General features: G+C 69.9%; 26 protein-coding genes. 10 read left to right on the plus strand and 16 right to left on the minus strand.

The annotated features are described in order from the left end of the window. The first annotated feature begins 107 nt into the window (after positions 1-107). From aceK to DIS04_RS08990, 3 genes are all read left to right on the plus strand, one after another. The gene (gene aceK, locus DIS04_RS08980; protein WP_111413424.1) at positions 108-1,853 is read left to right on the plus strand and encodes a bifunctional isocitrate dehydrogenase kinase/phosphatase; all 1,746 of its coding nucleotides are present in this window, start codon (positions 108-110) and stop codon (positions 1,851-1,853) included. Positions 1,854-1,886: 33 nt separating this feature from the next. Next, positions 1,887-2,618, plus strand: coding sequence for an SIR2 family NAD-dependent protein deacylase (locus DIS04_RS08985; RefSeq protein ID WP_111413425.1), 732 nt, complete (start codon positions 1,887-1,889; stop codon positions 2,616-2,618). 93 nt (positions 2,619-2,711) lie between these two features. Next, positions 2,712-3,488 carry a tRNA-uridine aminocarboxypropyltransferase gene (locus DIS04_RS08990; RefSeq protein ID WP_111413426.1) on the plus strand — a complete coding sequence of 259 codons (777 nt, stop codon included), beginning with the start codon at positions 2,712-2,714 and terminating at the stop codon, positions 3,486-3,488. Between the two features lie 7 nt (positions 3,489-3,495). On the opposite strand, the gene DIS04_RS08995 is transcribed toward DIS04_RS08990, so the two are convergent. Next, a complete protein-coding gene (locus DIS04_RS08995; protein ID WP_111413427.1) occupies positions 3,496-4,926 on the minus strand; it encodes a sensor domain-containing diguanylate cyclase in 1,431 nt (476 codons plus the stop codon). 180 nt (positions 4,927-5,106) lie between these two features. Between DIS04_RS08995 and DIS04_RS09000 the strand changes: the two genes are divergently transcribed. Continuing rightward, complete coding sequence (locus tag DIS04_RS09000; protein WP_111413428.1) at positions 5,107-5,541, plus strand: transcriptional regulator; 435 nt, start codon at positions 5,107-5,109, stop codon at positions 5,539-5,541. On the opposite strand, the gene DIS04_RS09005 is transcribed toward DIS04_RS09000, so the two are convergent. The 7 genes from DIS04_RS09005 to def form a co-directional block, all read right to left on the minus strand. Next, positions 5,538-6,782 (minus strand): TraB/GumN family protein, encoded by a 1,245-nt coding sequence (locus DIS04_RS09005; RefSeq protein ID WP_111413429.1) that lies wholly within the window; start codon positions 6,780-6,782, stop codon positions 5,538-5,540. The genes DIS04_RS09000 and DIS04_RS09005 overlap by 4 nt on opposite strands. Before the next feature lie 79 nt (positions 6,783-6,861). Next, complete coding sequence (locus DIS04_RS09010; RefSeq protein ID WP_111413430.1) at positions 6,862-8,310, minus strand: TrkH family potassium uptake protein; 1,449 nt, start codon at positions 8,308-8,310, stop codon at positions 6,862-6,864. A gap of 43 nt (positions 8,311-8,353) precedes the next feature. Next, the gene (trkA, locus tag DIS04_RS09015; RefSeq protein ID WP_111413431.1) at positions 8,354-9,727 is read right to left on the minus strand and encodes a Trk system potassium transporter TrkA; all 1,374 of its coding nucleotides are present in this window, start codon (positions 9,725-9,727) and stop codon (positions 8,354-8,356) included. 113 nt (positions 9,728-9,840) lie between these two features. Next, positions 9,841-10,047 (minus strand): dodecin, encoded by a 207-nt coding sequence (locus tag DIS04_RS09020; RefSeq protein ID WP_111413432.1) that lies wholly within the window; start codon positions 10,045-10,047, stop codon positions 9,841-9,843. A gap of 35 nt (positions 10,048-10,082) precedes the next feature. After that, positions 10,083-11,432: a 16S rRNA (cytosine(967)-C(5))-methyltransferase RsmB gene (rsmB, locus tag DIS04_RS09025; RefSeq protein WP_111413433.1), complete on the minus strand. Its 1,350-nt coding sequence runs from the start codon at positions 11,430-11,432 to the stop codon at positions 10,083-10,085. Beyond that, complete coding sequence (fmt, locus tag DIS04_RS09030) at positions 11,432-12,418, minus strand: methionyl-tRNA formyltransferase (RefSeq protein WP_111413434.1); 987 nt, start codon at positions 12,416-12,418, stop codon at positions 11,432-11,434. The genes rsmB and fmt overlap by 1 nt, the downstream gene beginning before the upstream one ends. Positions 12,419-12,523: 105 nt before the next feature. Further along, positions 12,524-13,036 carry a peptide deformylase gene (def, locus tag DIS04_RS09035; protein ID WP_111413435.1) on the minus strand — a complete coding sequence of 171 codons (513 nt, stop codon included), beginning with the start codon at positions 13,034-13,036 and terminating at the stop codon, positions 12,524-12,526. Positions 13,037-13,217: 181 nt separating this feature from the next. Here def and DIS04_RS09040 point away from each other — a divergent pair, with 181 nt between their 5' ends. From DIS04_RS09040 to aroE, 5 genes are all read left to right on the plus strand, one after another. Beyond that, entirely contained in the window at positions 13,218-14,321 is a 1,104-nt protein-coding gene (locus DIS04_RS09040) for a LysM peptidoglycan-binding domain-containing protein (RefSeq protein WP_111413436.1), read from the plus strand. Between the two features lie 44 nt (positions 14,322-14,365). Then, entirely contained in the window at positions 14,366-15,436 is a 1,071-nt protein-coding gene (gene dprA, locus DIS04_RS09045) for a DNA-processing protein DprA (protein ID WP_111413437.1), read from the plus strand. 81 nt (positions 15,437-15,517) lie between these two features. Further along, positions 15,518-16,075, plus strand: coding sequence for an L-threonylcarbamoyladenylate synthase type 1 TsaC (gene tsaC / locus DIS04_RS09050; RefSeq protein ID WP_111413438.1), 558 nt, complete (start codon positions 15,518-15,520; stop codon positions 16,073-16,075). Between the two features lie 70 nt (positions 16,076-16,145). After that, entirely contained in the window at positions 16,146-17,075 is a 930-nt protein-coding gene (gene hemF, locus DIS04_RS09055; protein WP_111413439.1) for an oxygen-dependent coproporphyrinogen oxidase, read from the plus strand. Next, on the plus strand, positions 17,072-17,884 hold the full coding sequence (gene aroE, locus DIS04_RS09060) for a shikimate dehydrogenase (protein ID WP_111413440.1): 813 nt from the start codon (positions 17,072-17,074) through the stop codon (positions 17,882-17,884). Before hemF ends, aroE begins: the two co-directional genes overlap by 4 nt. A 28-nt stretch (positions 17,885-17,912) precedes the next feature. On the opposite strand, the gene DIS04_RS09065 is transcribed toward aroE, so the two are convergent. Both DIS04_RS09065 and DIS04_RS09070 read right to left on the minus strand, forming a co-directional pair. After that, positions 17,913-18,173 (minus strand): hypothetical protein, encoded by a 261-nt coding sequence (locus DIS04_RS09065; protein WP_111413441.1) that lies wholly within the window; start codon positions 18,171-18,173, stop codon positions 17,913-17,915. A 50-nt stretch (positions 18,174-18,223) separates the two neighbouring features. Then, on the minus strand, positions 18,224-19,024 hold the full coding sequence (locus DIS04_RS09070) for a M48 family metallopeptidase (RefSeq protein WP_111413442.1): 801 nt from the start codon (positions 19,022-19,024) through the stop codon (positions 18,224-18,226). A 105-nt stretch (positions 19,025-19,129) separates the two neighbouring features. On the opposite strand from DIS04_RS09070, the gene DIS04_RS09075 reads away from it, so the two are divergent. Beyond that, entirely contained in the window at positions 19,130-19,999 is an 870-nt protein-coding gene (locus DIS04_RS09075) for an ATP-binding protein (protein WP_111413443.1), read from the plus strand. Here DIS04_RS09075 and DIS04_RS09080 read toward each other — a convergent pair whose 3' ends face one another. The 6 genes from DIS04_RS09080 to ispG form a co-directional block, all read right to left on the minus strand. Beyond that, complete coding sequence (locus tag DIS04_RS09080) at positions 20,000-20,638, minus strand: hypothetical protein (protein ID WP_111413444.1); 639 nt, start codon at positions 20,636-20,638, stop codon at positions 20,000-20,002. A gap of 116 nt (positions 20,639-20,754) precedes the next feature. Further along, positions 20,755-22,158, minus strand: coding sequence for a ribosome biogenesis GTPase Der (gene der / locus DIS04_RS09085; protein ID WP_111413445.1), 1,404 nt, complete (start codon positions 22,156-22,158; stop codon positions 20,755-20,757). After that, a complete protein-coding gene (bamB, locus tag DIS04_RS09090; protein ID WP_111413446.1) occupies positions 22,155-23,321 on the minus strand; it encodes an outer membrane protein assembly factor BamB in 1,167 nt (388 codons plus the stop codon). The genes der and bamB overlap by 4 nt, the downstream gene beginning before the upstream one ends. Then, entirely contained in the window at positions 23,318-23,962 is a 645-nt protein-coding gene (locus DIS04_RS09095; protein ID WP_111413447.1) for a YfgM family protein, read from the minus strand. The genes bamB and DIS04_RS09095 overlap by 4 nt, the downstream gene beginning before the upstream one ends. A 34-nt stretch (positions 23,963-23,996) precedes the next feature. Further along, complete coding sequence (gene hisS / locus DIS04_RS09100; protein WP_111413709.1) at positions 23,997-25,289, minus strand: histidine--tRNA ligase; 1,293 nt, start codon at positions 25,287-25,289, stop codon at positions 23,997-23,999. A 46-nt stretch (positions 25,290-25,335) separates the two neighbouring features. Beyond that, entirely contained in the window at positions 25,336-26,451 is a 1,116-nt protein-coding gene (ispG, locus tag DIS04_RS09105) for a flavodoxin-dependent (E)-4-hydroxy-3-methylbut-2-enyl-diphosphate synthase (RefSeq protein ID WP_111413448.1), read from the minus strand. Positions 26,452-26,453 lie beyond the last annotated feature (2 nt).

A 26,453-nucleotide genomic window follows, 5' to 3' on the forward strand; every position in this document is an offset into this window, starting at 1 on the left:
AGCGTGACGCGGGGCGTGTCGTCGGACTACAGCGCGCCCCACCATGGTCGGCTCGCGCCGCCGCCGAGAATTGGCGAAGCTGTAGGCCAAGCTGCCCGGAGTCCGCCATGAAGCATTCCCCCGCCTATCGCCTCGCCGCCACCATTCTGCACGGTTTCGACGAGTACCGTACCCGCTTCAAGGAGATCACCGCCGATGCCAGCCGGCGCTTCCGCGATGCCGCCTGGCGCGAGGCGCAACAGGCCTCGGCCGAGCGCATCAACCTCTACGAGGAGAAGGTCGGCGAGACCCTGGGACGGCTCCAGCGCGCGCTGGACGAGGATGACCTGACCCACTGCGAGTGCTGGCGCGAGGCGCGCAACCACTATGCCGAGCTGATCAGCGAGCGGCTCGACTACGAGCTGGCCGAGACCTATTTCAACTCGCTGTTCTGTTCGATCTTCCACCACCGCCACATTCGCAACGACTGGATGTTCGTCTACAGCTCGCGCGACGCGGCGGCACACCACTCGGGGCTCGAACCGTGTCGCAGTCGGCGCGTCGCGGGCGACTGGGAGGCTGCGGTCCGCTGGGCGCTGGCCGAGGCGCCCTTCGAGACGCCCTTCGAGGCCCCGGCGCGTGACGCGCGGCTGGGCGGCGAGTTTCTGCGCGGCCATCTGCCGCGGACGATCCTCGACGCCCCGGATGCCGAGATCGAGCTGCTCAAGAGCGTGTTCTACCGCAACAAGGGCGCCTACCTGGTGGGGCGGATCCGCGGCGACGGCGAGCAGGTGCCGCTGGTGCTGCCGATCCTGCACGAGCAGGGCGAGGGGCTGCACCTGGATACCGTGCTGATCGAATCGGACGAGGTGTCGATCATCTTCTCGTTCACGCGCGCCTACTTCCAGGTCGAGGTGCAGGTGCCGGGCGAGTTCGTCGGCTACCTGCAGCAGCTCATGCCCGACAAGCCGGCGGGCGAGCTCTACTCGGCGATCGGCTTCTTCAAGCACGGCAAGACCGAGTTCTTCCGCGCGCTCAACCGCCAGGTGGCCAAGCGCGAGGACCAGTTCGTCATCGCCCCCGGGGTGCGCGGCATGGTCATGGCGGTGTTCGTGCTGCCCTCGTTTCGCACCGTGTTCAAGATCATCAAGGACCGCTTCGACCCCTCCAAGGAGATGAGCCACGACACCGTGCGCGAGAAGTACCGGCTGGTGAAGCGCCACGACCGGGTCGGGCGCATGGCCGATACCCAGGAGTTCTCCAACTTCATCGCGCGCAAGGATCACTTCTCCCCGGAGTGCCTCGAGCACCTGCTGGAGGTGGCGCCATCCACCGTGCAGCTCCGGGGCGACAAGGTGATCATCAAGCACTGCTACACCGAGCGCATGATGACCCCCCTCAACCTCTACCTGGAGCAGATCGGCGAGGCCGAGACCCGCGCGGTGCTCAAGGACTACGGCAACGCGATCAAGCAGATGGCCGCGGCCAACATCTTTCCCGGCGACATGCTGCTGAAGAACTTCGGCGTCACCCGTCACGGCCGGGTGATCTTCTACGACTACGACGAGGTGTGCTATCTCACCGAGTGCAACTTCCGCCACATTCCAGAGCCGATGTACCCGGAGCAGGAGCTGTCCGGCGAGCCCTGGTACTCGGTGGGCCCCAATGATATTTTTCCCGAGGAGTTCGGGCCCTTCCTGTTCGCCGACCTCAAGCTGCGCAAGCTCTTCTACCAGCTGCACCCGGAACTGTTCGACGCCGACTACTGGAAGGGGCTGCAGCAGGCGATCGTCGACGGCCGCGTGATCGACGTCTACCCCTATCGCAACAAGCAGCGCTTCAGCGCCAGCGAGGAGAATGGCCTGGTCTACTAGCCCCCGGGGCGCGCGCGAGGCATGAGGAGACGTATGGCAGACGACAGCCCCCACCTGGTGGTCTTCACCGGCGCCGGCATCAGCGCCGAGAGCGGCATCCAGACCTTTCGCGCCGCCGACGGGCTGTGGGCCGAGCACCCCATCGAGGAGGTCGCCACCCCCCAGGCCTGGCGGCGCGACCCGGCGCGGGTGCTGCAGTTCTACAACCGGCGCCGCGAGCAGGTGCGTCGGGCGCGCCCCAATGCCGCCCACAGGGCGCTGGCGGCCCTCGAACGGCAGGGCTTTCGCGTCAGCATCATCACCCAGAACATCGACGACCTGCACGAGCGCGCCGGCTCGCGCCGCGTGCTGCACCTGCACGGCGAGATCCTCAAGGCGCGCTCCACGGTGGATGCCCGCATGCAGTATCCCTTGCCGCGCGGCGGTATCGAGCTGGGCGACATCTGCGACAAGGGCAGCCAGCTGCGCCCCGACGTGGTGTGGTTCGGCGAGGGCGTGCCGCACTTCCCGGAGGCCTGCGGCATCGTCGGCGAAGCCGACCTGCTGCTGGTGGTAGGCACCTCGCTGGCGGTGATGCCCGCGGCCTCGCTGCTCGAACACACGCCGCTCGACGCCCCCAGCGTGCTGGTCGACCCCGAGGCCGATATCCTGGCGCCGCCCGGCGTGACCCGCATCCGCCAGCCTGCCGCCAAGGGCGTGCCGGCGCTGGTACGCCACTGGCAGCGCGAGGGACGGCTGTGGGTGCCGGAGACCCTGCTGGGCTGACGGCGGCGCGGCGACCTGCTGCGCTCGCCGGCTTATCGCATCCCGCCCCGGGCATGCTAGAATGCCGCCCCCGTCGCCCCTGGATACGTGATCATGCTGGAAGAGACTTGCCGGGCCGGCCTGGCTGGACGCGACCCCACGCGCGGGCTGGCGCACGATCCCGCAACGGGGCATCCCCGCCCGCCGCGACGCGAGTTCAAGGCGCGGGGCAGCTTCACCGAACGCTGCCCCGGCTGCCAGCTGCCGGTGCTGAACTGCCTCTGTCCCTATCGGGCCAGCGCCGGGAGCGAGGCGCGCGTGTGGCTGCTCACCCATCCGCTCGAGCACCACAAGCCGACCAATACCGGGCGCCTGATCCGCGACGTGCTGCCCGCCACCGAAGTCTTCACCTGGTACCGCACGGCGCCGGACGCCCGGCTGCTGGCGCTGCTCGACGATCCGCGCTTCGCGCCCTTCGTGATCTTCCCCGACGACCAGCCCGACTATGCCGAGCGGGTGGTGGGCATGGAGGCGGTGGGCGAGGTCAAGGCTGGCGGCAGGACGCCGGTATTCATTTTGCTCGACGGCACCTGGCGTCAGGCGCGCCGCATCTTTCGCAAGAGCCCCTATCTCGACCGACTGCCGGTGCTGCCGCTGGCCACCGCGCGCCTGACCCGCTACCGGCTGCGCAAGCCGGCGTCCCTGGCCCACCTGTGCACCGCCGAGGTGGCGGCCGAGTTGCTGCGCCAGAGCGGCGACGGCGAGGCGGCCCAGGTGCTGGACGACTACTTCGACGCCTTCAACGACAGCTATGCCGCCAGCCGACGCTACGAGAAGCTCGAACGGCCGACCCCGGCGATGCGACGGCTAGTGGCATACCGCGCCGGCTAGCGGGGGATCAAGCGTCGCTGTCCTGGGTGCGCACGCGGGCGCGCCCGGCTCGCTTGGCGCGGTACATGGCATGGTCGGCGCGCTGCACCAGCCTCCGGGTGGTGTCGCCGGGTAGCCGGACCGCGACGCCGAAGCTGGCGCTGACGTGACCCACGGGGTCGATGTGGCTCTGGGCGAGATCGTGGCACAGCCGCCAGGCCAGTTCCCGCGCCTGTCGCATGTCGCAGCCGGGCACGACGACGATGAATTCCTCGCCGCCCCAGCGCCCCAGGTGATCGCCGTCTCGCAGCTGCGACTGGACGGCCCGGGCCACTCGGCGCAGTACCCGGTCGCCCACCTCATGGCCATGGTTATCGTTGATCGCCTTGAAGTGGTCGACGTCGAGCATGAGCAGTGCCAAGGGGGTACCGTTCCTGCCGGCCGTTGCCAGCTCGGCTTCGAGCACCTGTTCGATACGCTGGCGGTTCGCCACCTGCGTCAACGGGTCGGTGTAGGCCAGCCACTGGAGCCTCGTGTTGCGTTCGTGAAGCAGGCGCTGACGCTGGCGGGTCTCGCGCTTCTCATGCAGCAGCGCCTCGCGCAGCGTGGCCAGCTGGATCAGCTGCTGGAGCAGGTGCCGGATGGGCGGGGCGAGGTGGCGCGGCCGGCGGTCCAGACATATCACCAGGCTTCGGCCGGGGGGCGTCTCGCCGAGATCGAGGATCAGTGCCGCACGGGCCTGGCGAGCGGCCAGCCAGGCCCGCAGCGGAGATGGCGGCAGGCACAGCGGGCAGCCCGACAGGTCGGGTAGCGGGCCCGCTGCCGCCAGCAGTTCGCTCGGCTCCGCCTGGCTGTCGATCAGCATCAGCGGCGAGCTGGTGCAGCGGTCCACGTCGATGGGAAAGGGCTCGTGACGGCAGCCCTGCTGGCCCAGCCGGATGCTGCGCCCGCCATACTCATGGCTATGGAGGAGGCAGGTTTCGAAACCGGTCAGCGCGTGCAGCGCTCCCAGCAGGTGATGGTAGAGCTCGTTCACGCAGTCGGCCCGGGCGATGCGCAGCCCCCAGGCGTAGCCGAGGCCCGCCAGCTCATCGTCCATCCCCTCGTGGGGCTCGACTTCGAGGATCACGTGGCGCCCTGCTCTCTGCGTGGAGAGGTAAAGATGGCGTGAGGTAACCTGCGCCTGGCCAGCGGGGATCGTGAAGCCGGGCGCACCCGAGGCCAGCGCCCGTGCCACGCCCGCCACGGTGTCGCCACCCAGCACCGCATCGAGGGGCTGGCCGAGGGCTGCGGCGGGCGACTGGCCGAAGAATCGAGCAAGATTGGCGCTGGCCAGGCGCACCCCCCGCCCATCGCTGTCAAAGGCAATGAGGCAGCCATGCGGCTGCACCGCCTCGCAGGTCGGCGGTGCCGAAGGGCTGATGCTCGCCTCGAGTTCCCTTTCAAGCGAGTCCGGCATGGCGGGCTTCCTGTGGTGCAGCCGGCAGCCAGGGTTTGGCTGCCGCCCCTATCACGTGGCATGCCGGCCGGGAGGTGGGTACGCCACATGCGGGTCCTGACACGAAAGTAAACCATCGGTTGTGCTGATAGATCAACTGCGGTTCAACTGCGAGTCCGACGCGCGCGGCACATTCCACTAATGAACGAGAAGATCGCCTTTGCCGAACGGCTGGCCGCCGCCATGCGCGCCGCCGGCTACGAACCGCGCCCCGCTGTGCTCGAGCGGGAATTCAACCTGCGCTATTGGGGCAAGCCCGTCACGCTGCAGGGCGTACGGCGCTGGCTATGCGGGGAAACCCTGCCGCAGCAGGAGAAACTGCAGGTGCTGGCCGAGTGGCTCGGCGTCGAGCCACAGATGCTGCGCTTCGGCGATGGCGGCGGCAACCGGGTCGGCGAGCCGCGCGCTACCTGGGACGCCTCGATCAGCGCCGAGGAGCGGCGCGTGATTCAACGCTATCTGACCCTGCCGGTGGAGCAGCGCAAGGTGGTGGCCCAGGTCATCGAGGCCTTCGTCCGCGCCGAACGAGGCGGCACGGGGGAAGGCCAGGCTGGCGATGGCGGCGTCGAGCCCTAGGCTGCGGTGCCCATCAGCGCCCCGGCGATGCGGAAGCCGGCAATCCAGGTGCCGGCGGCCGAGCCCAGGGTGGCGAACAGGAACACCAGCAGCGTGCGCGACACCCGGTTGCGCCACCAGCCCCTGAGCTCGGTGACGTCATGGCGCAGGGTCGAGAAGTCGCGCACCTTGGGCTTGCGCAGCCACAGCTCGACCCCGGCGGCCACGAAGCCGGCGCCGATGGTGGGGTTGAGCGAGGTGAGCGGGGCGGCGAAGACCGTGGCCACCACCGTGAGCGGGTGGGCCAGGGCGGCCAGCGTGGCGACCCCCGACAGCACGCCGTTGATGAGGAACCACTCGGCGACCAGTTGCCAGCCGAGCTCGGTGTTGCGCGAGAAGCCGATGACGAAGCCGGTGATCACCAGCGCCGTGATCAGCCACGGCAGGGCGCGCCAGATCTTGGACGGCGGCGGGGTGGCTTCCAGGGCCTGGCGTTCGACGGCGGGTTCGGCGGGCAGCGGGGCATCGAAGTGCTCGACCATGCCCTTCATGTGGCCGGCACCGATCACCACCAGCACGTGGCGGAAGCGCCCCGGGGGGGCCTGTTCCGCCAGCCGCAGCACCATGTAGCGGTCGCGCTCGGAGATCAGCGGGGTATAGAGCGCTTCCGATTCGGCGGCGAACTCGCTGAAGGTCGACTCCAGCACGTCGCCCTCCTTCAGGCGCTCGATCTCCTCGGGCTTGATCTCCTGGCGCGACATCACGCTGCCGAGCAGGCCGGTGAACAGCGACATGCGCTGCCACCATGGCACGTTGGCATAGATGCGCTTTAGCGTGATGCCGACGTCGCGATCGATCAGCAGCAGCGGCAGGTCGTGGCGGCGGGTCTCCTCCAGCGCGGCGCGCATCTCGGCGCCCGGTTCGATGCCGGACTGCTCGGCGACGCGCTGCTGGAAGGCGCCCAGCGCCAGGTTGGCGGCGACCATGCCGGCCTTGCCCCGGCGGAAGATCTCGAACAGGTCCTGCTGGGCGAGGGCATCCGGATTGCTGAGATTTTGATGGCGCGCGTCGCACAGCTCGATGGCCACGGCGTCGAAGTCGCCGGAGCGGATCAGCCGGCGCACGTCATCGGCGCTTTCGGCGGAGACATGCGCGGTGCCCAGCAGGGTGTAGCGGGTGCCGCCCACTTCGACGACGCGATGGGGGCCGCTGAAGGCGCCTTCCTGGCGCGGATCGGTCACGGGGTCCTGGGAGTCGGTCATGAACGCTCGGGAGGCAGGGAGTGAAGAGCCGATTATCCACGAAGCCGGGCGGTGTACCAAACCCGGCGACGGTCTCGGCTCATTTTCTCCAGAAGGCGGGCGTGAACAGCACCAGCACGGTGAAGATCTCCAGGCGGCCGAGCAGCATCGCCACCACCAGGATCCACTTGGCGAGGTGGGGCAGGTCGCCGTAATGCGCCGCCGCCTCGCCGAGGGCGGGGCCCAGGTTGTTCAGGCAGGAGGCCACCGTCGACCAGGCGGTGACCTGGTCGACGCCGGTGGCCATCACGCCCACCAGCATCAGGAAGAACAGCATCAGGTAGGCCGAGAAGAAGCCCCACACCGCCTGGGCGATGCCGTCGGGCACGCTCACCTTGCCCACCTTGACCGCAATCACCGCGCTGGGGTGGATCAGTCGCATCACCTCGCGTATGCCCTGCTTGAGGATCAGGATGATGCGGATCACCTTCATGCCGCCGCCGGTGGAGCCGGAGCAGCCGCCGACGAAGGCGGCCATGAACAGCAGGAACGGCAGTGCCCCCGGCCAGGCCGAGAAGTCGTCCACGCCGAAGCCGGCGGTGGTGGCGACGGAGACGGCCTGGAACAGCCCATGGCGCAGGCCGAACTCGGTGTCGTAGGTGCCGGTCAGCCATAGCGAGACGATGGCGATGACGCTGAGCCCGGTGAGGAAGATCAGCAGGAAGCGCGCCTCGGGGTCGTGCAGATAATGGCCCAGCTGCCTGCCGCGCCAGGCCACGAAGTGCAGGCTGAAACTCATCGCCGAGATGACCAGGAAGAACACGCAGATGAGTTCGATGAGGGCACTGTCGAAGTAACCGATGCTGGCGTCATAGGTGGAGAAGCCGCCGATGGCCACGGTGGAGAAGCTGTGGCCCAGGGCGTCGAACCAGTTCATGCCGGCGACCCGATAGGCCAGGAAGCAGGTCAGCGTCAGCGCGGCGTAGATGTACCACAGCGCCTTGGCCGTCTCGGTGATGCGTGGGGTGAGCTTGGAGTCCTTCAGCGGGCCGGGGATCTCGGTGCGGTAGAGCGCCATGCCGCCGACGCCCAGCGTCGGCAGGATCGCCACCGCCAGCACCACGATCCCCATGCCGCCGAGCCACTGCAGCTGCTGCCGGTAGTAGAGCACCGATTCGGGCAGGAACTCGATGCCGGTGATCACGGTGGCGCCGGTGGTGGTCAGCCCCGAGAACGATTCGAACACCGCATCGGTGGGCGCCAGGGCGGCGTCCCCGGTCAGCATCAGCGGCAGCGAACCGAACAGGCCGAGCACGCTCCAGAACAGCGCGGCGATCAGGAAGCCGTCGCGCACGCGCAGCTCCTTGCGGGCACGGCGGTTGGGCAGGTACATCACCAGGCCGGTCATCACGGTGATCAGGATGGCGATGACGAACGCTTGCCACTGGCCGTCGCCGAACAGCAGCGAGACCAGGATCGGGGGCACCATGGTCAGGCTGAACATCATCAGCAGCAGGCCGAGGATGCGCAGGATGACTCGCAGACTCATCGGGCGGCTTGCCCTGCGTCGCGGCGTGTGAGCGGAGTCGCCATCAGAAGAACGTCAGCCCGACCTGGAACAGGCGCTCGACGTCGCGGATGCGGCGCTTGTCGATCACGAACAGGATCAGGTGATCGCCCGACTCCACCACCACGTCGTCATGGGCGATCAGCACCTCCTTGCCACGCACGATGGCGCCGATGGTGGTGCCGCGGGGCAGGTCGATCTCGCCGATGGCGCGCCCCACCACCTTGGACGACTGGGTGTCGCCGTGGGCGATGGCCTCGATCGCCTCCGCCGCGCCGCGCCGCAGCGAGTGCACGTTGACGATGTCGCCGCGGCGCACGTGGGTCAGCAGGCTGCCGATGGTGGCCTGCTGGGGCGAGATGGCGATGTCGATCTCGCCACCCTGCACCAGGTCGACGTAGGCGGCGTTGTTGATCAGGGTCAGCACCTTCTTGGCGCCCATGCGCTTGGCCAGCATCGACGACATGATGTTGACCTCGTCGTCGTTGGTCAGGGCGCAGAAGATGTCGCACTCCTCGATGTTCTCCTCTTCCAGCAGGCGCTTGTTGGTGGCGCTGCCATGCAGCACCACGGTGCGGTTGAGGCGCTCGGAGAGGACGGTGCAGCGCTCCAGGCCGTGCTCGATGATCTTGACCTGGTGGCTGTGCTCGAGATGCTCGGCGAGGCGCTCGCCGATGTTGCCGCCACCGGCGATCACCACTCGGCGGAAGTCGCGGTCGACCCGGCGCAGCTCGCTCATCACCGCGCGGATGTCGCGCCGGGCGGCGATGAAGAACACCTCGTCGTCGGCCTCGATCACGGTGTCGCCGCGCGGGATGATCGGGCGGTTGCGACGGTAGATGGCCGCCACCCGGGTATCGACGCTGGGCATGTGGCGACGCAGGAAGCCGAGGTCCTGGCCGACCAGCGGGCCGCCGTAGTAGGCCTTGACCGCCACCAGCTGCACCAGACCGCCGGCGAACTCCAGCACCTGCAGCGCGCCGGGATGCTCGATCAGGCGGCGGATGTGGTCGGTGACCACCTGTTCGGGGCTGATCAGCACGTCGATGGGGACCGCCTCGTGTGCGAACAGCCCCTTGCGGGTGAGGTAGGCGGTGGCGCGCACCCGGGCGATCTTGGTCGGCGTGCGGAACAGCGTGTGGGCGACCTGGCAGGCGATCATGTTGACCTCGTCCTGGCTGGTCACCGCGATCAGCATGTCGGCGTCTTCGCAGCCGGCCTGGCGCAGCACCACGGGATAGGAGCCGTGTCCCACCACGGTGCGAATGTCGAGCCGGGTGTGCAGCTCGCGCAGGCGTTCGCCGTCGGTATCCACTACCGTGATGTCATTTTCCTCGCGGGCCAGGTGCTCGGCCAGCGTTCCGCCGACCTGCCCGGCGCCCAGGATGATGATCTTCATAAGCGGTCAGACCCGTCAAACGACTCTGCGACGCCGTATGGCGCCGCAGCATTCGTGGCTAGCATAAACCAGCCGAAGGGGATGTAACAGGTGCGTGTGGGGCGAGGTCACCGTCAGTCCAGGGTGAAGCCCACCTTGAGCGTGACCTGCCAGTGGCCGACGCGGCCGTTCTCGATGTGGCCGCGGGTATCCACGACCTCGAACCAGCGCATGCCGTGAAGGGACTGCGAGGCCTTCTCGAGGGCCCGCTGGACGGCGTCCTCGATGCCCTTCTCGGAGGAACCGGTCAGTTCGATATGCTTGTAGACATGGTCGCTCATGGGTGCTCCTTGCTCATGTGAACGATGGGGCGGGTTCAACCCCGCTTCCTCAGTCTGGCATAAAAGAAGCCATCATGACTCTCGGGCTGCGGCAGCAACTGGCGACCGGGGCCGACCACCCGGCCCCAGCCCACCCCCTCCGGCGTGGTGACGCTGGCATCGGGGGTGCGCTCGAGGAAGGCGCCGACCTGCTCGTCGTTCTCCTCGCGCAGCACCGAGCAGGTGGCGTAGAGCAGCGTGCCGCCCGGCCGCAGCAGCGGCCAAAGATTGTCGAGCAGGCGCGCCTGCAGCGCGGCCAGCCTGGCGATGTCCGAAGGGCGCCGCAGGCGCTTGATGTCGGGGTGACGGCGGATCACGCCGGTGCCCGAGCAGGGGGCGTCGAGCAGGATGGCATCGAAGAGCGAGCCGTCCCACCAGTCGCGAACGGTGGCGTCGGCATGCACCAGCGTGGCCGAGAGGCCGAGTCGCTCCAGCGTCTCCTCGACCCGGGCCAGGCGCACGGCATCGCTGTCCAGCGCCAGCAGCTCGATGTCGAACAGCTCGAGCAGGTGCGCCGTCTTGCCCCCCGGGGCACAGCAGGCGTCCAGCACGCGTCCGCCGGGGCGTGGTGCCAGTGCCGGACCGAGCAGCTCGGCGGCGAGCTGGGCGGCCTCGTCCTGCACGCTGACGTCGCCCTCGGCGAAACCGGGCAGCGCCTGCACGTCGCAGGGCTTTTCCAGCGTCAGGCCGTCGGGCGAGTGGGCGCACAGGCGCGCCTCGATGCCGCTCTCCAGCAGCTTCGCCAGGTACGCCTCGCGGTCGCCGCGGCGGCGATTGATGCGCAGGGTCATGGGGCCCGGCTGGTTGTTGGCCTCGGCGATGGCGCGCCAGTCGTCGGGCCAGGCCTGGCGCAGCGCCTTGAGCAACCAGCGGGGGTGCAGCAGCGCCACCGCCGGGTCCTGGTCGACCTCGGCCTGCAGCGCCGCGGACTCCCGGGTCAGCCGCCTCAGGCAGCCGTTGAGCACGTGGGTCGCCCACTCCTTGCCCAGCTGGCGCGCCGCTCCGGCGGTCTCGCCCACCGCCGCGTGGGCCGGGATGCGCAGGTAGAGCAGCTGGTAGATGCCCAGCAACAGCAGCGCCTGGACGTCGGCGTCGCGCGCCTTGAAGGGGCTCTTCAGCAGGCGCTCGGCGAGCGCCTCCAGGCGCGGCAGGGTGCGGCACACGCCGTAGCACATCGCCTTGAACAGCGCGCGGTCGCGGATCACCACCTGGTGGTCGTCCAGGTCGTTGAGCGACCCCTTGCCGGTGATCACGGGAACCAGGGCGCGAGCAGCGGTGGCACGCACCGCCTGGCCACCGTCCTGGACGTTCTTGCCGGCGCGGGAGGAGGGAGTGGAGCGGTGCATCAGACGCTCTCCTCGGTGGCATTGCCCAGGCGGCGCCCGGCAAGCAGGCGTTCGTCACGCGCATTGAGCAGGTCGCGGGCCGCCAGCGGCCTGCCGCCGGGAAGCTGCGCCCGGATGACCCGCAGCACCTCGTCGCCCTGCGGGCCGCAGGCGATGCGCAGGGCGTCGGCCTCGGGGGGCAGCAGGGTGCCCGGCGGCGCGGCAGGCTCGTCGTCGTGGCGGCCGGCGGCTTCTGCCATCAGCAGCCGCAGCCGCGCGGCGCCGCAGGTACACCAGGCCACCGGCCAGGGGTTGAAGGCGCGCACCCTGGCGGCAAGCTCGCTGGCGGGTCGGAAGAAATCGAGTTCGGCCTCGGCCTTGGTCAGCTTGGCGGCGTAGGTCACGCCCTCCTGCGGCTGAGGTATGGCGGTAAGGCCTTCGCCAGCCAGCGCGTCGAGTACCTCGACCAGCGCCTCGCCGCCGAGCGTGGCCAGGGTGTCGTGCAGTTCGCCGCCGGTCGTCGTCGCGGTGATCGGTGTGCGCCGCGTGAGCAACATGGCGCCGGTATCGAGCCCGGCGTCCATCTGCATGATGGTGACGCCACTCTCGTCGTCGCCGGCCTCGATGGCGCGCTGGATCGGTGCCGCGCCACGCCAGCGCGGCAGCAGCGAGGCGTGGACGTTGAGGCAGCCGAGCCGGGGAATGTCGAGTACCGCCTGGGGCAGGATCAGGCCATAGGCCACCACCACCATGATGTCCGCCTCGAAGGCGGCGAGCTCGGCCTGGACCGCGGCGGACCTGAGGGACTCGGGTTGGCGGACGGGCAGGTCATGCGCAAGGGCCAGCGACTTGACCGGGCTGGCGGTCAGCTTGCGGCCTCTTCCCGCCGGCCGGTCGGGCTGGGTGTAGACGGCCACCACCCGGTGGCGGCTCTGCAGCACGGCGGTCAGGCTGGCGGCGGCGAAGTCGGGGGTGCCGGCGAAGATGACGCGCAGGGAACGGGACATGAGTCGAGCCTTGCCAGTGAACGGTTGCCTCATCTTAACGGAGGCAGGCCCAAACGACGAAGGCCGACGTGGAATGCGTCGGCCTTCGCTGCATGCGGCGAGAAATCAGGCGGTCTGCATCAGCTTGTGGCGCTTCTGCATCTTCTTGAGCACACGGTCGCGCTTGAGCGGCGAGAGGTAGTCGACGAACAACACGCCCTCGAGGTGGTCGCACTCGTGCTGGATGCAGTGTGCCAGCAGGCCGTCGGCCTCGAGTTCGTAGGGCCTGCCGTCGCGGTCCAGCGCCTTGAGCTGTACCTTGAGTGCCCGCGGCACCTCGGCATAGTACTCGGGAATCGACAGGCAGCCCTCGGACATCAGCTCGCGCTCTTCGCCGATCGGGGTGTACTCGGGGTTGATCAGCACCAGCGGGTGGGCGCGGTCGTCGCTGACGTCCATCACGATCACGCGACGGTGCACGTCGACCTGGGTGGCGGCAAGGCCGATGCCGGAAGCGTCGTACATGGTCTCGAGCATGTCGTCGACCAGCCGGCGCACCTCGTCGTCAACCGCTTCGACCGGCGCTGCCTTGGTGCGCAGCCGCTCGTCGGGAAATTCGAGGATCGTCAATTTGGCCATGGCGTTGGAACCACCGTTATGCTGTCATTCGGGAATTGCCCCTATTCTAGGGGGCGGCGGGCCACGGGGAAACCGCCGGCACGCATATCAATTCAATAGCATTGGACTATAGCATGGCACGCCGGTTCCCGGCGTGGGTGGCCGCGAGTCGGGCCGGCAGCGTCGAGGGCAGGGGGAAGGGATGGACGAGATTGCGAAGCGGCGGCAGGGCGGCTCGCCGAGGCGGGCGCGGAGGTGGGGAGGCGCTCTGGCGCTGCTGCTGGCGGCGACGCTGGCCCACGCCCAGGGGCCGAGCTGGGAGCAGGGTCTGCGCAGCGACGCCCCGGAGCGCTACACGGTGGTGCGCGGCGACACCCTGTGGGACATCTCGGGTCGCTTCCTGCGCCACCCCTGGCAGTGGCCGGAGGTGTGGCAGGTCAATCCGCAGATTCGCAATCCGCACCTGATCTATCCCGGCGACGTGATCACCCTCCACGACTGCGATGGCCGCCCGTGCCTGGGGCTCGAGCGCGGCCAGGGCGAGGTGCGGCTCTCGCCCGAGGTGCGCCGGATCCCGCCGCGCGAGGCGATCGAGCCGATCCCGCTGGAGCGGGTACGGCACTTCCTGCGCGACCACCGCGTGGTCGACGACCCCGAGGCGCTGGAGGAGCTGGCCTACGTGGTGGCCGGCAACGACCGGCGCATCATCAGCGGCGCCGGCGATCGCATCTACGCCCGCGGGGAGCTGCCGAGCGGCCAACGCTTCGGCATCTATCGCGTCGGCGATCGCTACCGCGACGCCGCGACCGGCGAGACGCTGGGCCTGGAGCTGATCGGCATCGGCCGTGCCCGGGCCGAACGCAGCGAGGACGGCATCGCCCTCATGGAGATCCTCTCCGCCAGCCAGGAGGTGCGCAACGACGACATCGTGCTGCCGCTGGAAGAGCGCGAGCTGACCCGCGAATTCATGCCCCGTGCGCCGGAGCACGACGTCGACGGCAGCATCCTTGCCGTGCCGGGCGGCGTGCGCTTCATCGGCCGGCTGCAGGTGGTCGCGCTGGACCGCGGGCGTCGCGATGGGCTCGAGACGGGCCATGTCCTCCAGGTCGAGCAGCAGGGCGAGCGCGTGGTCGACCCGCGCACCGGCGAATCGCTGCGCCTGCCCGGCACCGACGCCGGACTGGTGATGGTCTTCCGGCCCTACGAGAAGATGAGCTTCGGCCTGGTGATGCAGGCCAGCCGCTCGCTGGAGGTCGGCGATCGACTGCACAACCCCCGTCGCGGGGTGGGGGTGGCGCAGCGGTGAGCGAAGCGCAACGCAGGCCGAGCCGGGCTGACTGGCTGGCGCTGATGCGGCTGCCCGGCATGGGCGCCGCGCGACTGGCGGAGCTGCAGGCCGCCGACCCGGATTGGCCCGCCGGCTGGCTGGCGCGGCTGCCGCACCAGGCGGCCACGGCGCTGCGGCTGTGGCTCGACCACCCGGCCCGCAGCCCGCTGGCCCGGGAGGTGGAGGCCGACCTGGCCTGGCTCGCCGCCGCTCCCGGGCGTCACCTGCTGCATCCGGGGCATCCCGCCTGGCCGGCGCTACTGGAGCAGATCGGCGACCCGCCGCCGGTGCTCTGGGCGCTGGGGGATCTGGAGGCGCTGTCGCCCCCCCGCCTGGCCATCGTCGGCTCGCGTCGTCCCACCCGCGAAGGGCTGACCAACGCCGCGGCCTTCGGTCGCGAGCTGGCCAGCCGCGACTGGTGCGTCGTCAGCGGCCTGGCGCTGGGCGTCGACGGGGCCGCCCAGCAGGCCGCGCTGGAGGCCGGCGGGCGCAGCGTCGCGGTGCTCGGCTGCGGCGTCGACGTGATCTACCCGCCGCGCCATGCGCGGCTCTACCAGCAGCTGCTCGACCGTGGCGGGCTGGTCCTGTCGGAGCACCCGCCCGGCACGCCGGCTCGCCCGGCCTTCTTCCCGCGTCGCAACCGTATCGTCACCGGCCTCTCGCTGGGCGTGCTGGTGGTGGAGGCGACCGAGAAGAGCGGCTCGCTGGTCAGCGCCAGGCTCGCCGTCGAGCAGAACCGCGAGGTCTTCGCGCTGCCCGGCTCGATCCACAACCCCCAGGCGCGCGGCTGCCTGCGGCTGATCCGCCAGGGGGCGGTGCTGGTGCGCCACGTCGACGACATCCTCGAGGAACTGACCCAGTGGGCGGTGTCGAACCCCTCCCTGCCCGCGGGGCAGGCGGCGGGCTCGGCGGAGGCGGCCAGCGGCGATCCGCTGCTGCGCTGGCTGAGCGACGCCCCGTCTCCCCTCGATGCTCTGGTGAACCTGACCGGCCTGGGCGTGCCCGAGTGCCAGCGGCGACTGCTGGAGCTCGAGCTCGAGGGGCGGGCCGCCCAGGCGCCCGGGGGCTGGGTGCGCCTGCCTGAAAACGCCTAGGCGTGCTAGCATGGGGCCTTCTTCGACAAGACCGCCATGCCGCGTCTCGGCGGTCGTCATGCGACACACCGGCAGGAGACCATGACCGTGGCCGAATCGCTCGATGCCGCCGTTGCCGCGCTGCGTGCCGGCGGCGTGATTGCCTACCCCACCGAGGGCGTGTGGGGCCTGGGCTGCGATCCCGACAATGACGAGGCCGTGGCCCATCTGCTGCGGCTCAAGGCGCGCGACCCGGCCAAGGGGCTGATCCTGGTGGCGGCCTCCATCCAGCAGTTCGCGCCCTGGCTCGAGGGCCTGGCGCCGGAACTGCATGCCCCGCTGGTCGCCAGCTGGCCGGGCCCCCATACCTGGCTGGTTCCCCACAACGGGCGCACCCATGCGCTGGTGCGCGGGGCCCACGACTGCGTGGCGCTGCGGGTCAGCGCCCACCCCGGGGTGGCGGCGCTGTGCCGCGCCTTCGGCGGGCCGATCGTCTCGACCTCGGCCAACAGGGCCAATGAGCCTTCGGCCATGAGCGCCGCCGAGGTACGCCAGATCTTCGGCAACGAGCTGGACGCTATCGTCGAGGGCGAGCTGGGCGGGCTCGACCGACCCAGTACCATTCGCGACCTGCGCAGCGGCCGGGTCCTGCGCGCCTGAGGACGGCACGGGCGGCGGCGTCACCCGGCCAGGCGGCGCTGCCACGGCCACGACGACAGCGAGGAGCAGCATGGCGCACGCCAATCTCGACACGGTGAAGGACTACCTGCTCGACCTGCAGGACCGCCTCTGCGCCGGTCTCGCCGCGGAGGACGGCGGCGCCGACTTTCGCGAGGAGAGCTGGCAGCGCGAGGCCGGCGGCGGCGGCCGCTCGCGGGTGATCGAGCATGGCCGCGCGTTCGAGAAGGGCGGCGTCAACTTCTCCCACGTCCACGGCGACCGGCTGCCGCCCTCGGCCACGGCCGCCAGGCCCCAGCTCGCCGGGCGCGGCTTCCATGCGGTCGGGGTCTCCTGGGTGCTGCATCCCGAGAACCCCCACGTGCCCACCAGCCATGGCAACGTGCGCTTCTTCATCGCCGAGAAGGCGGGCGAGGCGCCGGTGTGGTGGTTCGGCGGCGGCTTCGACCTGACCCCCTACTACCCGGTGCACGAGGACGTGCTGCACTGGCACCGGGTGGCACGCGACGCCTGTGCGCCCTTCGGCGCCGACGTCTACCCGCGCTTCAAGGCGTGGTGCGACGAGTATTTCTATCTCAAGCACCGCGAGGAGACCCGCGGCGTGGGCGGGCTGTTCTTCGACGACTTCAACGAGTGGGACTTCGACGCCAGCTTCGCCTTCCAGCGCGCCGTGGGCGACGCCTTCCTCGACGCCTACCTGCCCATCGTGCAGCGTCGCCGCCACACCCCGTGGGGCGAGCGCGAACGCGACTTCCAGCTCTACCGCCGCGGGCGCTACGTGGAATTCAACCTGGTATGGGACCGCGGCACCCTGTTCGGGCTGCAGAGCGGCGGGCGCACCGAGTCGATCCTGATGTCGATGCCGCCGCTGGCGCGCTGGGAGTACGGCTGGCAGCCTGAGCCGGGCAGCGCCGAAGAGGTGCTGTATCGCGAGTATCTGCGCCCCCGCGACTGGCTGGGGGAAGAGGAACCTGACCCATGACTGACCGCTACTGTGTCTTCGGCAACCCCGTCTCGCACTCGAAGTCGCCGGCGATCCACGCCGCCTTCGCCGAGCAGACCTCCGAGGACATCGAGTACAGCGCCATCGCGGCGCCGCTGGACGACTTCGCCGGCGCCTGGCGCAGCTTCGCGGCCGACGGCGGGCGCGGGGCCAACGTCACCGTGCCGTTCAAGGAGGCGGCCTTCCGGCTCTGCGACACCCTGAGCCAGCGTGCGCAGCGTGCCGGGGCGGTGAACACCCTGCTCCTCGGCGACGACGGACAAACCCGCGGCGACACCACCGACGGCATCGGCCTGGTGCGCGACCTCGAGCGGCATGGCGTGGTCCTGGCCGGCGCCCGGATCCTGGTGCTGGGGGCGGGTGGCGCGGTACGTGGCGTGCTCGAACCGCTGCTGGCGGCGCATCCGGCGAGCCTGCTGGTGGCCAACCGCACCGCCGAGAAGGCCGCGACGCTGGCCGCCGACTTCCGCGACCTGGGGCCGATCCGCGGCGGTGGCTTCGACGCCGTGGCCGGCCCCTTCGACCTGGTGATCAACGGCACCAGCGCCAGCCTGGCGGGCGACCTGCCGCCGCTGCCGGACGACCTGTTCGCCGCCGGGGCCACGGCCTACGACATGATGTACGCTGCCGAACCCACCGTGTTCCTGCGCTGGGCCGCCGCGCGTGGCGCGCGCGCCGTCGATGGCCTGGGCATGCTGGTGGAGCAGGCCGCGGAGTCGTTCTTGCTGTGGCGCGGCAGGCGCCCCGACACCGGCCCGGTGCTCGAGGCGCTGCGGCGATCGCTCTAGCCGCCGCCGGGGCGAGCCCCGCGAGGGTTCAGCGCCGCTTGACGTAGAGCCCCAGCAGGCACATCACCACGCCGGCCAGCGACAGCAGCATGCCGCCGTTGACCAGCCAGGGGTGGCGCTCCACCCAGGGCACGAAGGGCTGGGACGACTCGCGGCACTCGCCTGCCAGGTAATCCCAGTGGCCGTTTTGGATCAGCGCGCATTCGCGCACGTCGCTGAGTTCCCAGAAGTAGACGCCCATCAGCACCAGGATGGGCAGGATCAACAGCAGCAGTCCGAGTCTCAGCATTCGTCTTCCTATCGGCGCCGCTCCCTGGCGGCGCCGTCATGGGGGTGTGTTCAGGGGCGCGGGCAGTTCGGCTGCCGCCCCGCCTGACGCGCCTGCTCGTAGCGCGCCAGGGCGTTGTCCATCTCCGCCTGCAGGCCCTGCATGCGCTGGCCGTGGCTGGGGTGGGTGGACATCCACGCCGGCGGACGGGCGTCGCCCTGGGCGCTCATGTTCTCCCACAGCGCGACGCTGGCGCGCGGATCGAAGCCGGCATCGGCCATCAGGCGCAGGCCGATCACGTCGGCCTCGCTCTCGTGGCGGCGCGAGAAGGGCAGCAGGATGCCGTATTGGGCGCCGAGGCCGAGCGCGCCCATCAGCTGTTCCCCGCCCGGGCCCTGCAGCCCGGCGGCCGAGGAGAGCACCGACAGGGCGAGCTGGGTCGAGCTCTGGGTGGAGACCCGCTCGTTGGCATGCCGCGCCAGCACGTGGCCGATCTCGTGACCGATCACCGAGGCGAGCTGGTCCTGGTCGGTGGCGATGTCGAGCAGGCCGGTGTTGACGCCCATGTAGCCCCCCGGCAGGGCGAAGGCATTGGCCTGCTCCGCTTCGAACACGCGGATCTGCCACTCCTGGTTGCGCTCCTCCTCGGGGAGCGCGGCGACGATGGCCTCGGCCACGCACTGGGCGTAGCGCTGCTGGGCCTGGCCGGCCGGAGGCAGGTCCTGCTGGTACTGCTCGAAGGCCTCCTGGCCCATCTGGTTGAGCTGCGCATCCGACATCAGCGTGAGCTGCTGGCGTCCGGTCGGCGAGGTGGTACAGGCGGTCATGGCCAGGGCCAGCGTGGCCACGGCAGCACAGCGAATCCAGCGCATGTTCGATTCCTCGTTAGGTCAGATCCCTTGAGACCCTGGACGGGGGTGACGGTTCGCCACAAGATACCCTGAACGTTCACCAGGGCAAAGTCCAAGGAGATGCCGATGGATGCCGAGCTCAGCCGACGCCTGAACCGCCTGCTGGATCACGTGGAGCACTGGCTGCCGCCTGCCCCGCCGGAGGTCGACTGGAGGCGCGACGTGGCCGCGCTGTGGCAGCGCCATGTGCTGGGAGGCCGGCTGCTGCCGGTGCCACCTCGCGATGCCCTGTCGCTCGACGACCTGCTGGGCATCGAGCGCCAGAAGCTGGCCCTGATCGACAACACCCGCGCCTTCCTGCAGGGGCTGCCGGCCAACCATGCCCTGCTGTGGGGCTCCCGCGGCAGCGGCAAGTCGTCGCTGATCCGCGCCCTGCTCAACAGCCTGGCGGCGGAAGGGCTGCGCCTGGTGCAGGTCGACCGCCACGACCTGGCCGGCCTGCCCCTGCTGGTCGAGCAGCTGCGCGAGCAGCCGCACCGCTTCGTGGTCTACTGCGACGATCTCTCCTTCGAGGGCCACGACGATGCCTACAAGGCGCTCAAGAGCGTGCTCGACGGGGCGCTGACCGGCCCGCCGGAGAACGTGCTGCTCTACGCGACATCAAACCGGCGCCACCTGCTGCCCGAATCCATGGCCGACAACGAGGGCTCGCGGCTGGTGGGCGAGGAGCTGCACCACGGCGACGCGGTGGAGGAGAAGATCTCGCTCTCCGACCGCTTCGGCCTGTGGCTCGGCTTCTACCCCTTCAACCAGGACACCTACCTGGAGGCCTGCAGCCACTGGGTCACGCAGCTGGGCAGTGCCGAGGACTGGAACGCCGAGGCTCGCGCCGAGGCGATCCGCTATGCCACCCTGCGCGGCGGCCGCAGCGGCCGGGGTGCCTGGCAGTTCGCCTGCCACTGGGTCGGGCGCCGCCGGCTGCACGCCGCCGACTGATCAGCGCTGAGGGGTCAGCTCGCCCTCCTGGCCCACGGCAAAGCGCAGCGTCGGCGTCCACAGCCCGGCCGGCAGGGTCACGCCGAGCCCGCGCAGGCTGCCCGGGGTGATGGCAAGCTCGCTGCCGGTGGGCAGCTCGCCCCGGCTGGCCAGCTGGGTGGCGAGTTCCACCATCGGCGCCAGGCGGCGGCTGTCGCTGGCCAGCACGTCGAAGGCCACCGGCAGGCGCAGCTTGGTGTCGTCGCCGGAGGTCAGCGTCACGTCCTGCCGGTAATCGTCGCTGACCGGCTCGGCGCCGGGCACGTCCAGGGTCCAGCGAAAGCCCGACATCTCCACCGGCGGCATGCCGATCGGCAGCGCCAGGCCCATGGCCAGGGTGGCCTGCACCGGCAGGCTGCCCATGCCCAGGCTCGAGGTCACCAGCGAGGCGATGTCGCTGGTATCCAGGCCGGCCTGGATCGAATAGGGGCCGATGCGAACGTCCTCGATGCCGAGCGAGGTCACCGCGAGGCGGAAGGCGAACAGCCCGGTCTGGGGAAGCGCCAGGCAGCCGGTGAGCAGCATGGCCAGGCCCAGCGGGGCGAGCAGGCGCCAGCGGCGCCGCGGTACGACGTGGGACAATACGCGATTCGGGAACATCGGCTCCTCCTGATGGACGAAGCGAGGCAGTCAAACGGGGTGGATGACAGGGTCGGCCAGGGCGGCCTACCGGGTAGCGGTGCCCGGCCTCGGCGGCCGGGTCACTTGGACAAGGATCAGCGGCGTTTGTTGCGGGCGGCGCGGGTGCGCCCCAGTTCACGCTTCTTGGCCTTCTCCCGGTCGCTGGCGCCGGCCAGTGGATCGAACGGGTTGCTGCCGGAGCGGAACTCGAAGCGAATCGGCGTGCCCTTGACCTTGAGCACCTTGCGGAAGGTGTTGGTCAGGAAGCGCTTGTAGGCCTCGGGCAGGGCCTCGGTCTGGTTGCCGTGGACCACGATGATCGGCGGATTGCTGCCGCCCTGGTGGGCCATGCGCAGCTTGATCCGGCGGCCCTGTACCAGCGGCGGCGGGTGCTGGCTCACGGCATCCTGCAGCAGGGTGGTGAGCCGGTTGGTCGACCAGTGGCTGTTGGCCGAGGCGAAGGCGCGCTCGATGGAGGGGTAGAGATCGCCCACGCCGGTGCCGTGCAGCGCCGAGATGAAGTGCAGGTCGGCGTAGTCGGCGAACCCCAGGCGGCGCTTGATCTCGGCGCGCATCTTCTCCTTGGCTTCGCTCTCCAGGCCGTCCCACTTGTTGACCGCCAGCACCAGGGCGCGGCCGGTGGTCAGCACGTAGTCGAGCAGGTGCAGGTCCTGCTCGACCAGGCCGCTGCGGGCGTCGAGCACCATGATCGCGACGTGGCACTCCTTGATCGCCTCCAGGGTCTTGATGATCGAGAACTTCTCGGCGATCTGGCTGACGTTCTTGCGCCGCCGCACGCCGGCGGTGTCGATCAGCACGTAGGGCTTGCCGCGCCGCTCGAAGGGGATCTCGATGGCGTCGCGGGTGGTGCCGGCCTCGTCGAACACCACCACCCGCTCCTCGCCGAGCAGGCGGTTGACCAGCGTCGACTTGCCCACGTTGGGCCGCCCGATCACGCCGATGCGGATTCCCTTGGTGCCGGTATCCGCCGGCAGGCTCGGGTCGCGTTCGGGAAAGGGCGCGAGCACTTCCTCGATCAGCGCGGTGACGTTGCGGCCGTGGGCGGCGGCAATGGGGTGGGGATCGCCGAGCCCCAGCTGCCAGAAGTCGGCCATGGCCGAATGCTCTTCCAGACCGTCGGTCTTGTTGACCACCAGCCAGGTCTTCTTCTGGTTGACCCGCAGGTGGTTGGCGATGGCCTCGTCGGCCACGTGCAGCCCGGCCCGGGCGTCGACCAGGAACAGCACGATGTCGGCCTCGTCGATGGCCGCCAGCGACTGCTCGGCCATGGCCGCATCGATGCCCTCCTCGTCGCCGCTGATGCCGCCGGTGTCGATCACCGTGTAGGCCTTGTCGCCGAGCATGCCGTTACCGTACTTGCGGTCGCGGGTGAGCCCGGGGAAGTCCGCCACCAGGGCGTCACGCGAGCGGGTCAGGCGGTTGAACAGGGTCGACTTGCCCACGTTGGGGCGGCCGACCAGGGCAATCACTGGGGTCATCGCTTGATGTCCAACGCCTCGAGGCGCCCGCTGTTGGCCAACACGTAGATGCGGTTGGATTCGGTGACCGGGCGCACGCTGATCCCCGAGCCGTCGATCCGGGTCCGCGCGGTGAAGTCGCCGCTCTCGACGTCGAGCAGGTGCACGTGGCCCTCGAAGTCGCCCAGCACCAGGTTGCCGTCGGCGAAGGCCGGGGCGGTCAGCCAGCGGCCCTCGAGGTCGCGGTTGCGCCACACCTCCTCGCCGCTGCGCGCATCGAGGGCGATCACGTGGCTGGCCTCGTTGACGGTGAACAGGCGGTCGCCGACCAGCACCGGGGTCTGGTAGCTGGAGTGCTCGCGCTCCCACAGGACCTCGCCGCTGGGCGCTTCGAGGGCCACCAGGCGGCCGTTGTAGCTGGTCACGAAGAGCCGCCCGTCCGGGGTCAGCACCGGCTGGCCGCCCAGGTCGACCATGCGGTCGATCTCGCTGCGCCCGCGGGGCACGGCGATGCGCCGCTCCCACAGCGGCTGGCCGCTGCGGTTGTCCAGGGTGACCAGGCGGCCGTTGGCGAAGCCGGCGAAGGTGACCGGATCGATCACCGTGGGCGTGCCGGTGCCGCGCAGGGTGAGGGCGGGTTCGGTGGTGGTGTGGACCCAGCGCTCACGGCCGGTGAGCCGGTCCAGTGCCGTGACGGTGCCGTCGACGCTCTGCACGATGAGCAACTCGTTGTTGGGTTGCGGCGCGGCGAGCACCTCGCTGGAGACACGGGCGCGCCAGCTCACCTCGCCGTTCGACTGGCTTACCGCCAGCACCTCGCCGTTGCGGGTGCCAAGGTAGACCTGCCCGGCCACGGCGGTCAGGCCGCTGGAAACGCCGACCTCGAGGTCGGTCTGCCAGCGGCGCTCTCCGCTACGGGAATCCAGCGCCATGACCCGGCCGCGTTCGTCGGCGGCATAGATCACGCCGTTGTCGAGCGACGGCGCGATCGGGTAGGTGGCGCGACCGAGCCCCTTGCCGACCTGCTCGCGCCAGTCGGTATCGAGTTCGGCGCGGGCATCGAAGCGCTTCAGCTCCTTGGGGCTGTAGCGCGGCTCGGCCTTGTTGGCACAACCGGCCAGCAGGGCGAGGGCGAGGGCGGCCGTCAGGGCGAGGTGGAACTTGCGAGCGAGCGTCATCTTCATAGCGTGGCCTCTTCGGCGCCCAGGTCGTCGAGCTTGAGCTGGACGCCATAGATCGGCTGGTTACGTTGTTCGGCGACCGCCAGGGCCTCTTGCCAGGCCTGGCGGGCTTCGTCGTCGCGGCCCAGGGCGTGCAGCGCGTCGCCGCGCACGTCGGCCTGCTGCGCGGCCAGGGCCGCAGGAACGTCACGCGCCAGGGTATCGAGCGCGGCCTCGGCGTCGCCGTCGGCCACCTGCAGCCGGGCCAGGCGCACCCGCGCCAGGCCCTGAAGGTAGGCGCGCCCGCTGGACTCGATCACGGCCTCGAGGGCGCGTCGCGCCTCGCCCAGGTCACCCTCTTCCACGGCGAGGCCGGCATCGATCAGGCGCGCCAGGTCGGCGTAGAGGGTGCGGCCGTGGCTGTCGGTGATCTCCTCGACCAGGCCTCGGGCATCGGCGGTCTCGCCGTCGTCGGCCAGGTTGACCAGCTCCTGATAGCGCATCGAGGCGGCCTGCGCCTGGTTGTCCTGATAGTTCTGCCAGGCGTTCCAGCCGACCACGCCGGCGATGGCGATGGCGACCCCGGCGATCAGCGAGGTGCCGTTCTCCTTCCACCAGCGCTTGATGGCTTCCAGCTGCTCTTCTTCGGTTCTCAGCTCCGCCACGGGCGGTCTCCTTTCACAGCGAAATGCGGTACGGTCAGGCCGGTGCGTCGCCCAGCAGCGAGGCGAGGGTCGCGACCAGGGCCTCCTGGGCCAGGCTCTGCTGCTCGCGCTCCTCGCGCAGGAACTTGAGCGTGGCGCGGCCCTGGGCCAGTTCGTCCTCGCCCAGCAGCAGTGCCAGGCGGGCGCCGCTCTTGTCGGCCTTCTTGATGCGGCTCTTGAAGCTGCCGCCGCCGCAGTGCAGCTGCAGGCGCAGCGCGGGCAGCTCGCTTCTCAGCCGCTCGGCGAGCAGCATGGCCTGGGCGGTGGCGCCATCATCCATGGGCAGCACGTAGAGGTCCAGCTCGCCCAGCGCCGATTGGGGCACCAGTTCCAGGGTCTCGAGCAGCAGGATCAGCCGTTCGATGCCCATGGCGAAGCCGACCGCCGGGGTCGGCTTGCCGCCGAGCTGCTCGACCAGGCCGTCGTAGCGGCCGCCGGCGCACACGGTGCCCTGGCTGCCCAGCGCGGTGGTGGTCCACTCGAACACGGTGCGACAGTAGTAGTCGAGGCCGCGCACCAGGCGCGGGTTGATCACGTAGTCGACGCCGGCGGCCTCGAGCAGGGCGGTGAGGCCCGCGAAGTGCTCGCGGGAGGCGTCGTCGAGGTGATCCATCAGCCGCGGCGCGTCGGCCAGCATCGGCGCCATGTCCGGGTTCTTGGAGTCGAGGATGCGCAGCGGGTTGCTCGACAGGCGGCGCAGCGAGTCCTCGTCGAGCTGGTCGCGGTGCTGCTCGAAGTAGGCCACCAGCCGGTCGCGGTAGGCGGCGCGTGCCTCGTTGGAACCCAGCGAGTTGAGCTCCAGGGTGACGTGATCGATGAGCCCGAGCTCCCGCCACAGGCGCGCCGAGAGCAGGATCACCTCGGCGTCGATGTCCGGCCCCTCCAGCCCGAAGGCCTCCAGGCCGACTTGGTGGAACTGCCGGTAGCGCCCCTTCTGCGGCCGTTCGTGGCGAAACATCGGGCCCTGGTACCACAGCCGCTGGGTCTGGTTGTGCAGCAGGCCGTGCTCCATGGCGGCGCGCACGCAGCTCGCGGTGCCTTCGGGGCGCAGGGTCAGGCTGTCGCCGTTGCGATCGTCGAAGGTGTACATCTCCTTCTCGACGATATCGGTGACCTCGCCGATGGAGCGGGCGAACAGGGCGGTCTGCTCGACGATGGGCGTGCGAATCTCGGCATAGCCGTAACGCCGCATCAGTGCCTGGACGGTGCCCTCGAAATACTGCCACAGGGCGGACTGCCCAGGCAGCAGGTCGTTCATGCCACGAATGGCCTGGATCTTCTTCTTGATGCTTTCGGGCTTGCTCAACGGTTGCTCCTTGAGGGTCGACGGCGGATCAGGCCTCGCGGGCGATCACGTCCTTCTCGGCCTGTTCCTTCTCGCGCACCTTGGCGCGGATCAGGGCCTCGAGGTCGTCGACCAGGTGTTCATTGCGCAGCTTGGACGCTGGCTTGCCATCGATGTAGACGAGGTTGGCGGGGCTGCCGCCGGTGAGGCCGATGTCGCTCTCCTTGGCCTCGCCCGGGCCGTTCACCACGCAGCCGATCACCGAGACGTCGAGCGGCGTCATGACATCCTCGAGACGCTCCTCGAGGGCATTCATGGTGCCGATCACGTCGAAGTTCTGGCGCGAGCAGCTGGGGCAGGCGATGAAGTTGATGCCCTTGCTGCGCAGGCGCAGGCTCTTGAGCATGTCGTAGCCGACCTTGATCTCCTCCACCGGGTCGGCGGCAAGCGACACGCGGATGGTGTCGCCGATGCCGTCCATCAGCAGCATGCCCAGGCCGATGGAGGACTTGACGGTGCCCGAGCGCAGCCCGCCGGCCTCGGTGATGCCGAGGTGCAGCGGCTGCTCGATCAGCTTGGCCAGCTGGCGGTAGGCGGCCACGGCCATGAACACGTCACTGGCCTTGACGCTGACCTTGAAGTCTTGGAAATCGAGGCGGTCGAGGTGGTCGATGTGGCGCATCGCCGACTCCACCAGCGCCTCGGGCGTGGGCTCGCCGTACTTGCGCTGCAGCTCCTTCTCCAGCGAGCCGGCGTTGACGCCGATGCGGATCGGGATGCCGTTGTCGCGGGCGGCGCCGACCACGGCGCGCACGCGATCCTCCTTGCCGATGTTGCCGGGGTTGATGCGCAGGCAGTCGACGCCGAGCTCGGCGACGCGCAGGGCGATCTTGTAGTCGAAGTGGATGTCGGCCACCAGCGGCACCCTGACGCTCTGCTTGATGCGGCCGAAGGCCTCGGCGGCGTCCATGCTCGGCACCGAGACGCGCACGATGTCAGCACCGGCGGCCTCCAGCCGCTCGATCTGCGCCACGGTGGCGGCCACGTCCAGGGTGTCGGTATTGGTCATGCTCTGCACCGAGATCGGGGCGTCGCCGCCGACCGGCACCTGGCCGACGTGGATCTGCCGCGACTGGCGGCGAACGATGGGCGATGGGGAATGCATAG

It is taken from the genome of Billgrantia lactosivorans, from assembly GCF_003254665.1.
Classification (GTDB): domain Bacteria; phylum Pseudomonadota; class Gammaproteobacteria; order Pseudomonadales; family Halomonadaceae; genus Halomonas; species Halomonas lactosivorans.

Coding starts and splice junctions, on each gene's coding strand:
- aceK (WP_111413424.1), top strand. CDS start 108: ATGAAGCATTCCCCCGCCTATCGCCTCGCCGCCACCATTCTGCACGGT.
- DIS04_RS08985 (WP_111413425.1), top strand. CDS start 1,887: ATGGCAGACGACAGCCCCCACCTGGTGGTCTTCACCGGCGCCGGCATC.
- DIS04_RS08990 (WP_111413426.1), top strand. CDS start 2,712: ATGCTGGAAGAGACTTGCCGGGCCGGCCTGGCTGGACGCGACCCCACG.
- DIS04_RS08995 (WP_111413427.1), bottom strand. CDS start 4,926: ATGCCGGACTCGCTTGAAAGGGAACTCGAGGCGAGCATCAGCCCTTCG.
- DIS04_RS09000 (WP_111413428.1), top strand. CDS start 5,107: ATGAACGAGAAGATCGCCTTTGCCGAACGGCTGGCCGCCGCCATGCGC.
- DIS04_RS09005 (WP_111413429.1), bottom strand. CDS start 6,782: ATGACCGACTCCCAGGACCCCGTGACCGATCCGCGCCAGGAAGGCGCC.
- DIS04_RS09010 (WP_111413430.1), bottom strand. CDS start 8,310: ATGAGTCTGCGAGTCATCCTGCGCATCCTCGGCCTGCTGCTGATGATG.
- trkA (WP_111413431.1), bottom strand. CDS start 9,727: ATGAAGATCATCATCCTGGGCGCCGGGCAGGTCGGCGGAACGCTGGCC.
- DIS04_RS09020 (WP_111413432.1), bottom strand. CDS start 10,047: ATGAGCGACCATGTCTACAAGCATATCGAACTGACCGGTTCCTCCGAG.
- rsmB (WP_111413433.1), bottom strand. CDS start 11,432: ATGCACCGCTCCACTCCCTCCTCCCGCGCCGGCAAGAACGTCCAGGAC.
- fmt (WP_111413434.1), bottom strand. CDS start 12,418: ATGTCCCGTTCCCTGCGCGTCATCTTCGCCGGCACCCCCGACTTCGCC.
- def (WP_111413435.1), bottom strand. CDS start 13,036: ATGGCCAAATTGACGATCCTCGAATTTCCCGACGAGCGGCTGCGCACC.
- DIS04_RS09040 (WP_111413436.1), top strand. CDS start 13,218: ATGGACGAGATTGCGAAGCGGCGGCAGGGCGGCTCGCCGAGGCGGGCG.
- dprA (WP_111413437.1), top strand. CDS start 14,366: ATGCGGCTGCCCGGCATGGGCGCCGCGCGACTGGCGGAGCTGCAGGCC.
- tsaC (WP_111413438.1), top strand. CDS start 15,518: ATGACCGTGGCCGAATCGCTCGATGCCGCCGTTGCCGCGCTGCGTGCC.
- hemF (WP_111413439.1), top strand. CDS start 16,146: ATGGCGCACGCCAATCTCGACACGGTGAAGGACTACCTGCTCGACCTG.
- aroE (WP_111413440.1), top strand. CDS start 17,072: ATGACTGACCGCTACTGTGTCTTCGGCAACCCCGTCTCGCACTCGAAG.
- DIS04_RS09065 (WP_111413441.1), bottom strand. CDS start 18,173: ATGCTGAGACTCGGACTGCTGCTGTTGATCCTGCCCATCCTGGTGCTG.
- DIS04_RS09070 (WP_111413442.1), bottom strand. CDS start 19,024: ATGCGCTGGATTCGCTGTGCTGCCGTGGCCACGCTGGCCCTGGCCATG.
- DIS04_RS09075 (WP_111413443.1), top strand. CDS start 19,130: ATGGATGCCGAGCTCAGCCGACGCCTGAACCGCCTGCTGGATCACGTG.
- DIS04_RS09080 (WP_111413444.1), bottom strand. CDS start 20,638: ATGTTCCCGAATCGCGTATTGTCCCACGTCGTACCGCGGCGCCGCTGG.
- der (WP_111413445.1), bottom strand. CDS start 22,158: ATGACCCCAGTGATTGCCCTGGTCGGCCGCCCCAACGTGGGCAAGTCG.
- bamB (WP_111413446.1), bottom strand. CDS start 23,321: ATGAAGATGACGCTCGCTCGCAAGTTCCACCTCGCCCTGACGGCCGCC.
- ispG (WP_111413448.1), bottom strand. CDS start 26,451: ATGCATTCCCCATCGCCCATCGTTCGCCGCCAGTCGCGGCAGATCCAC.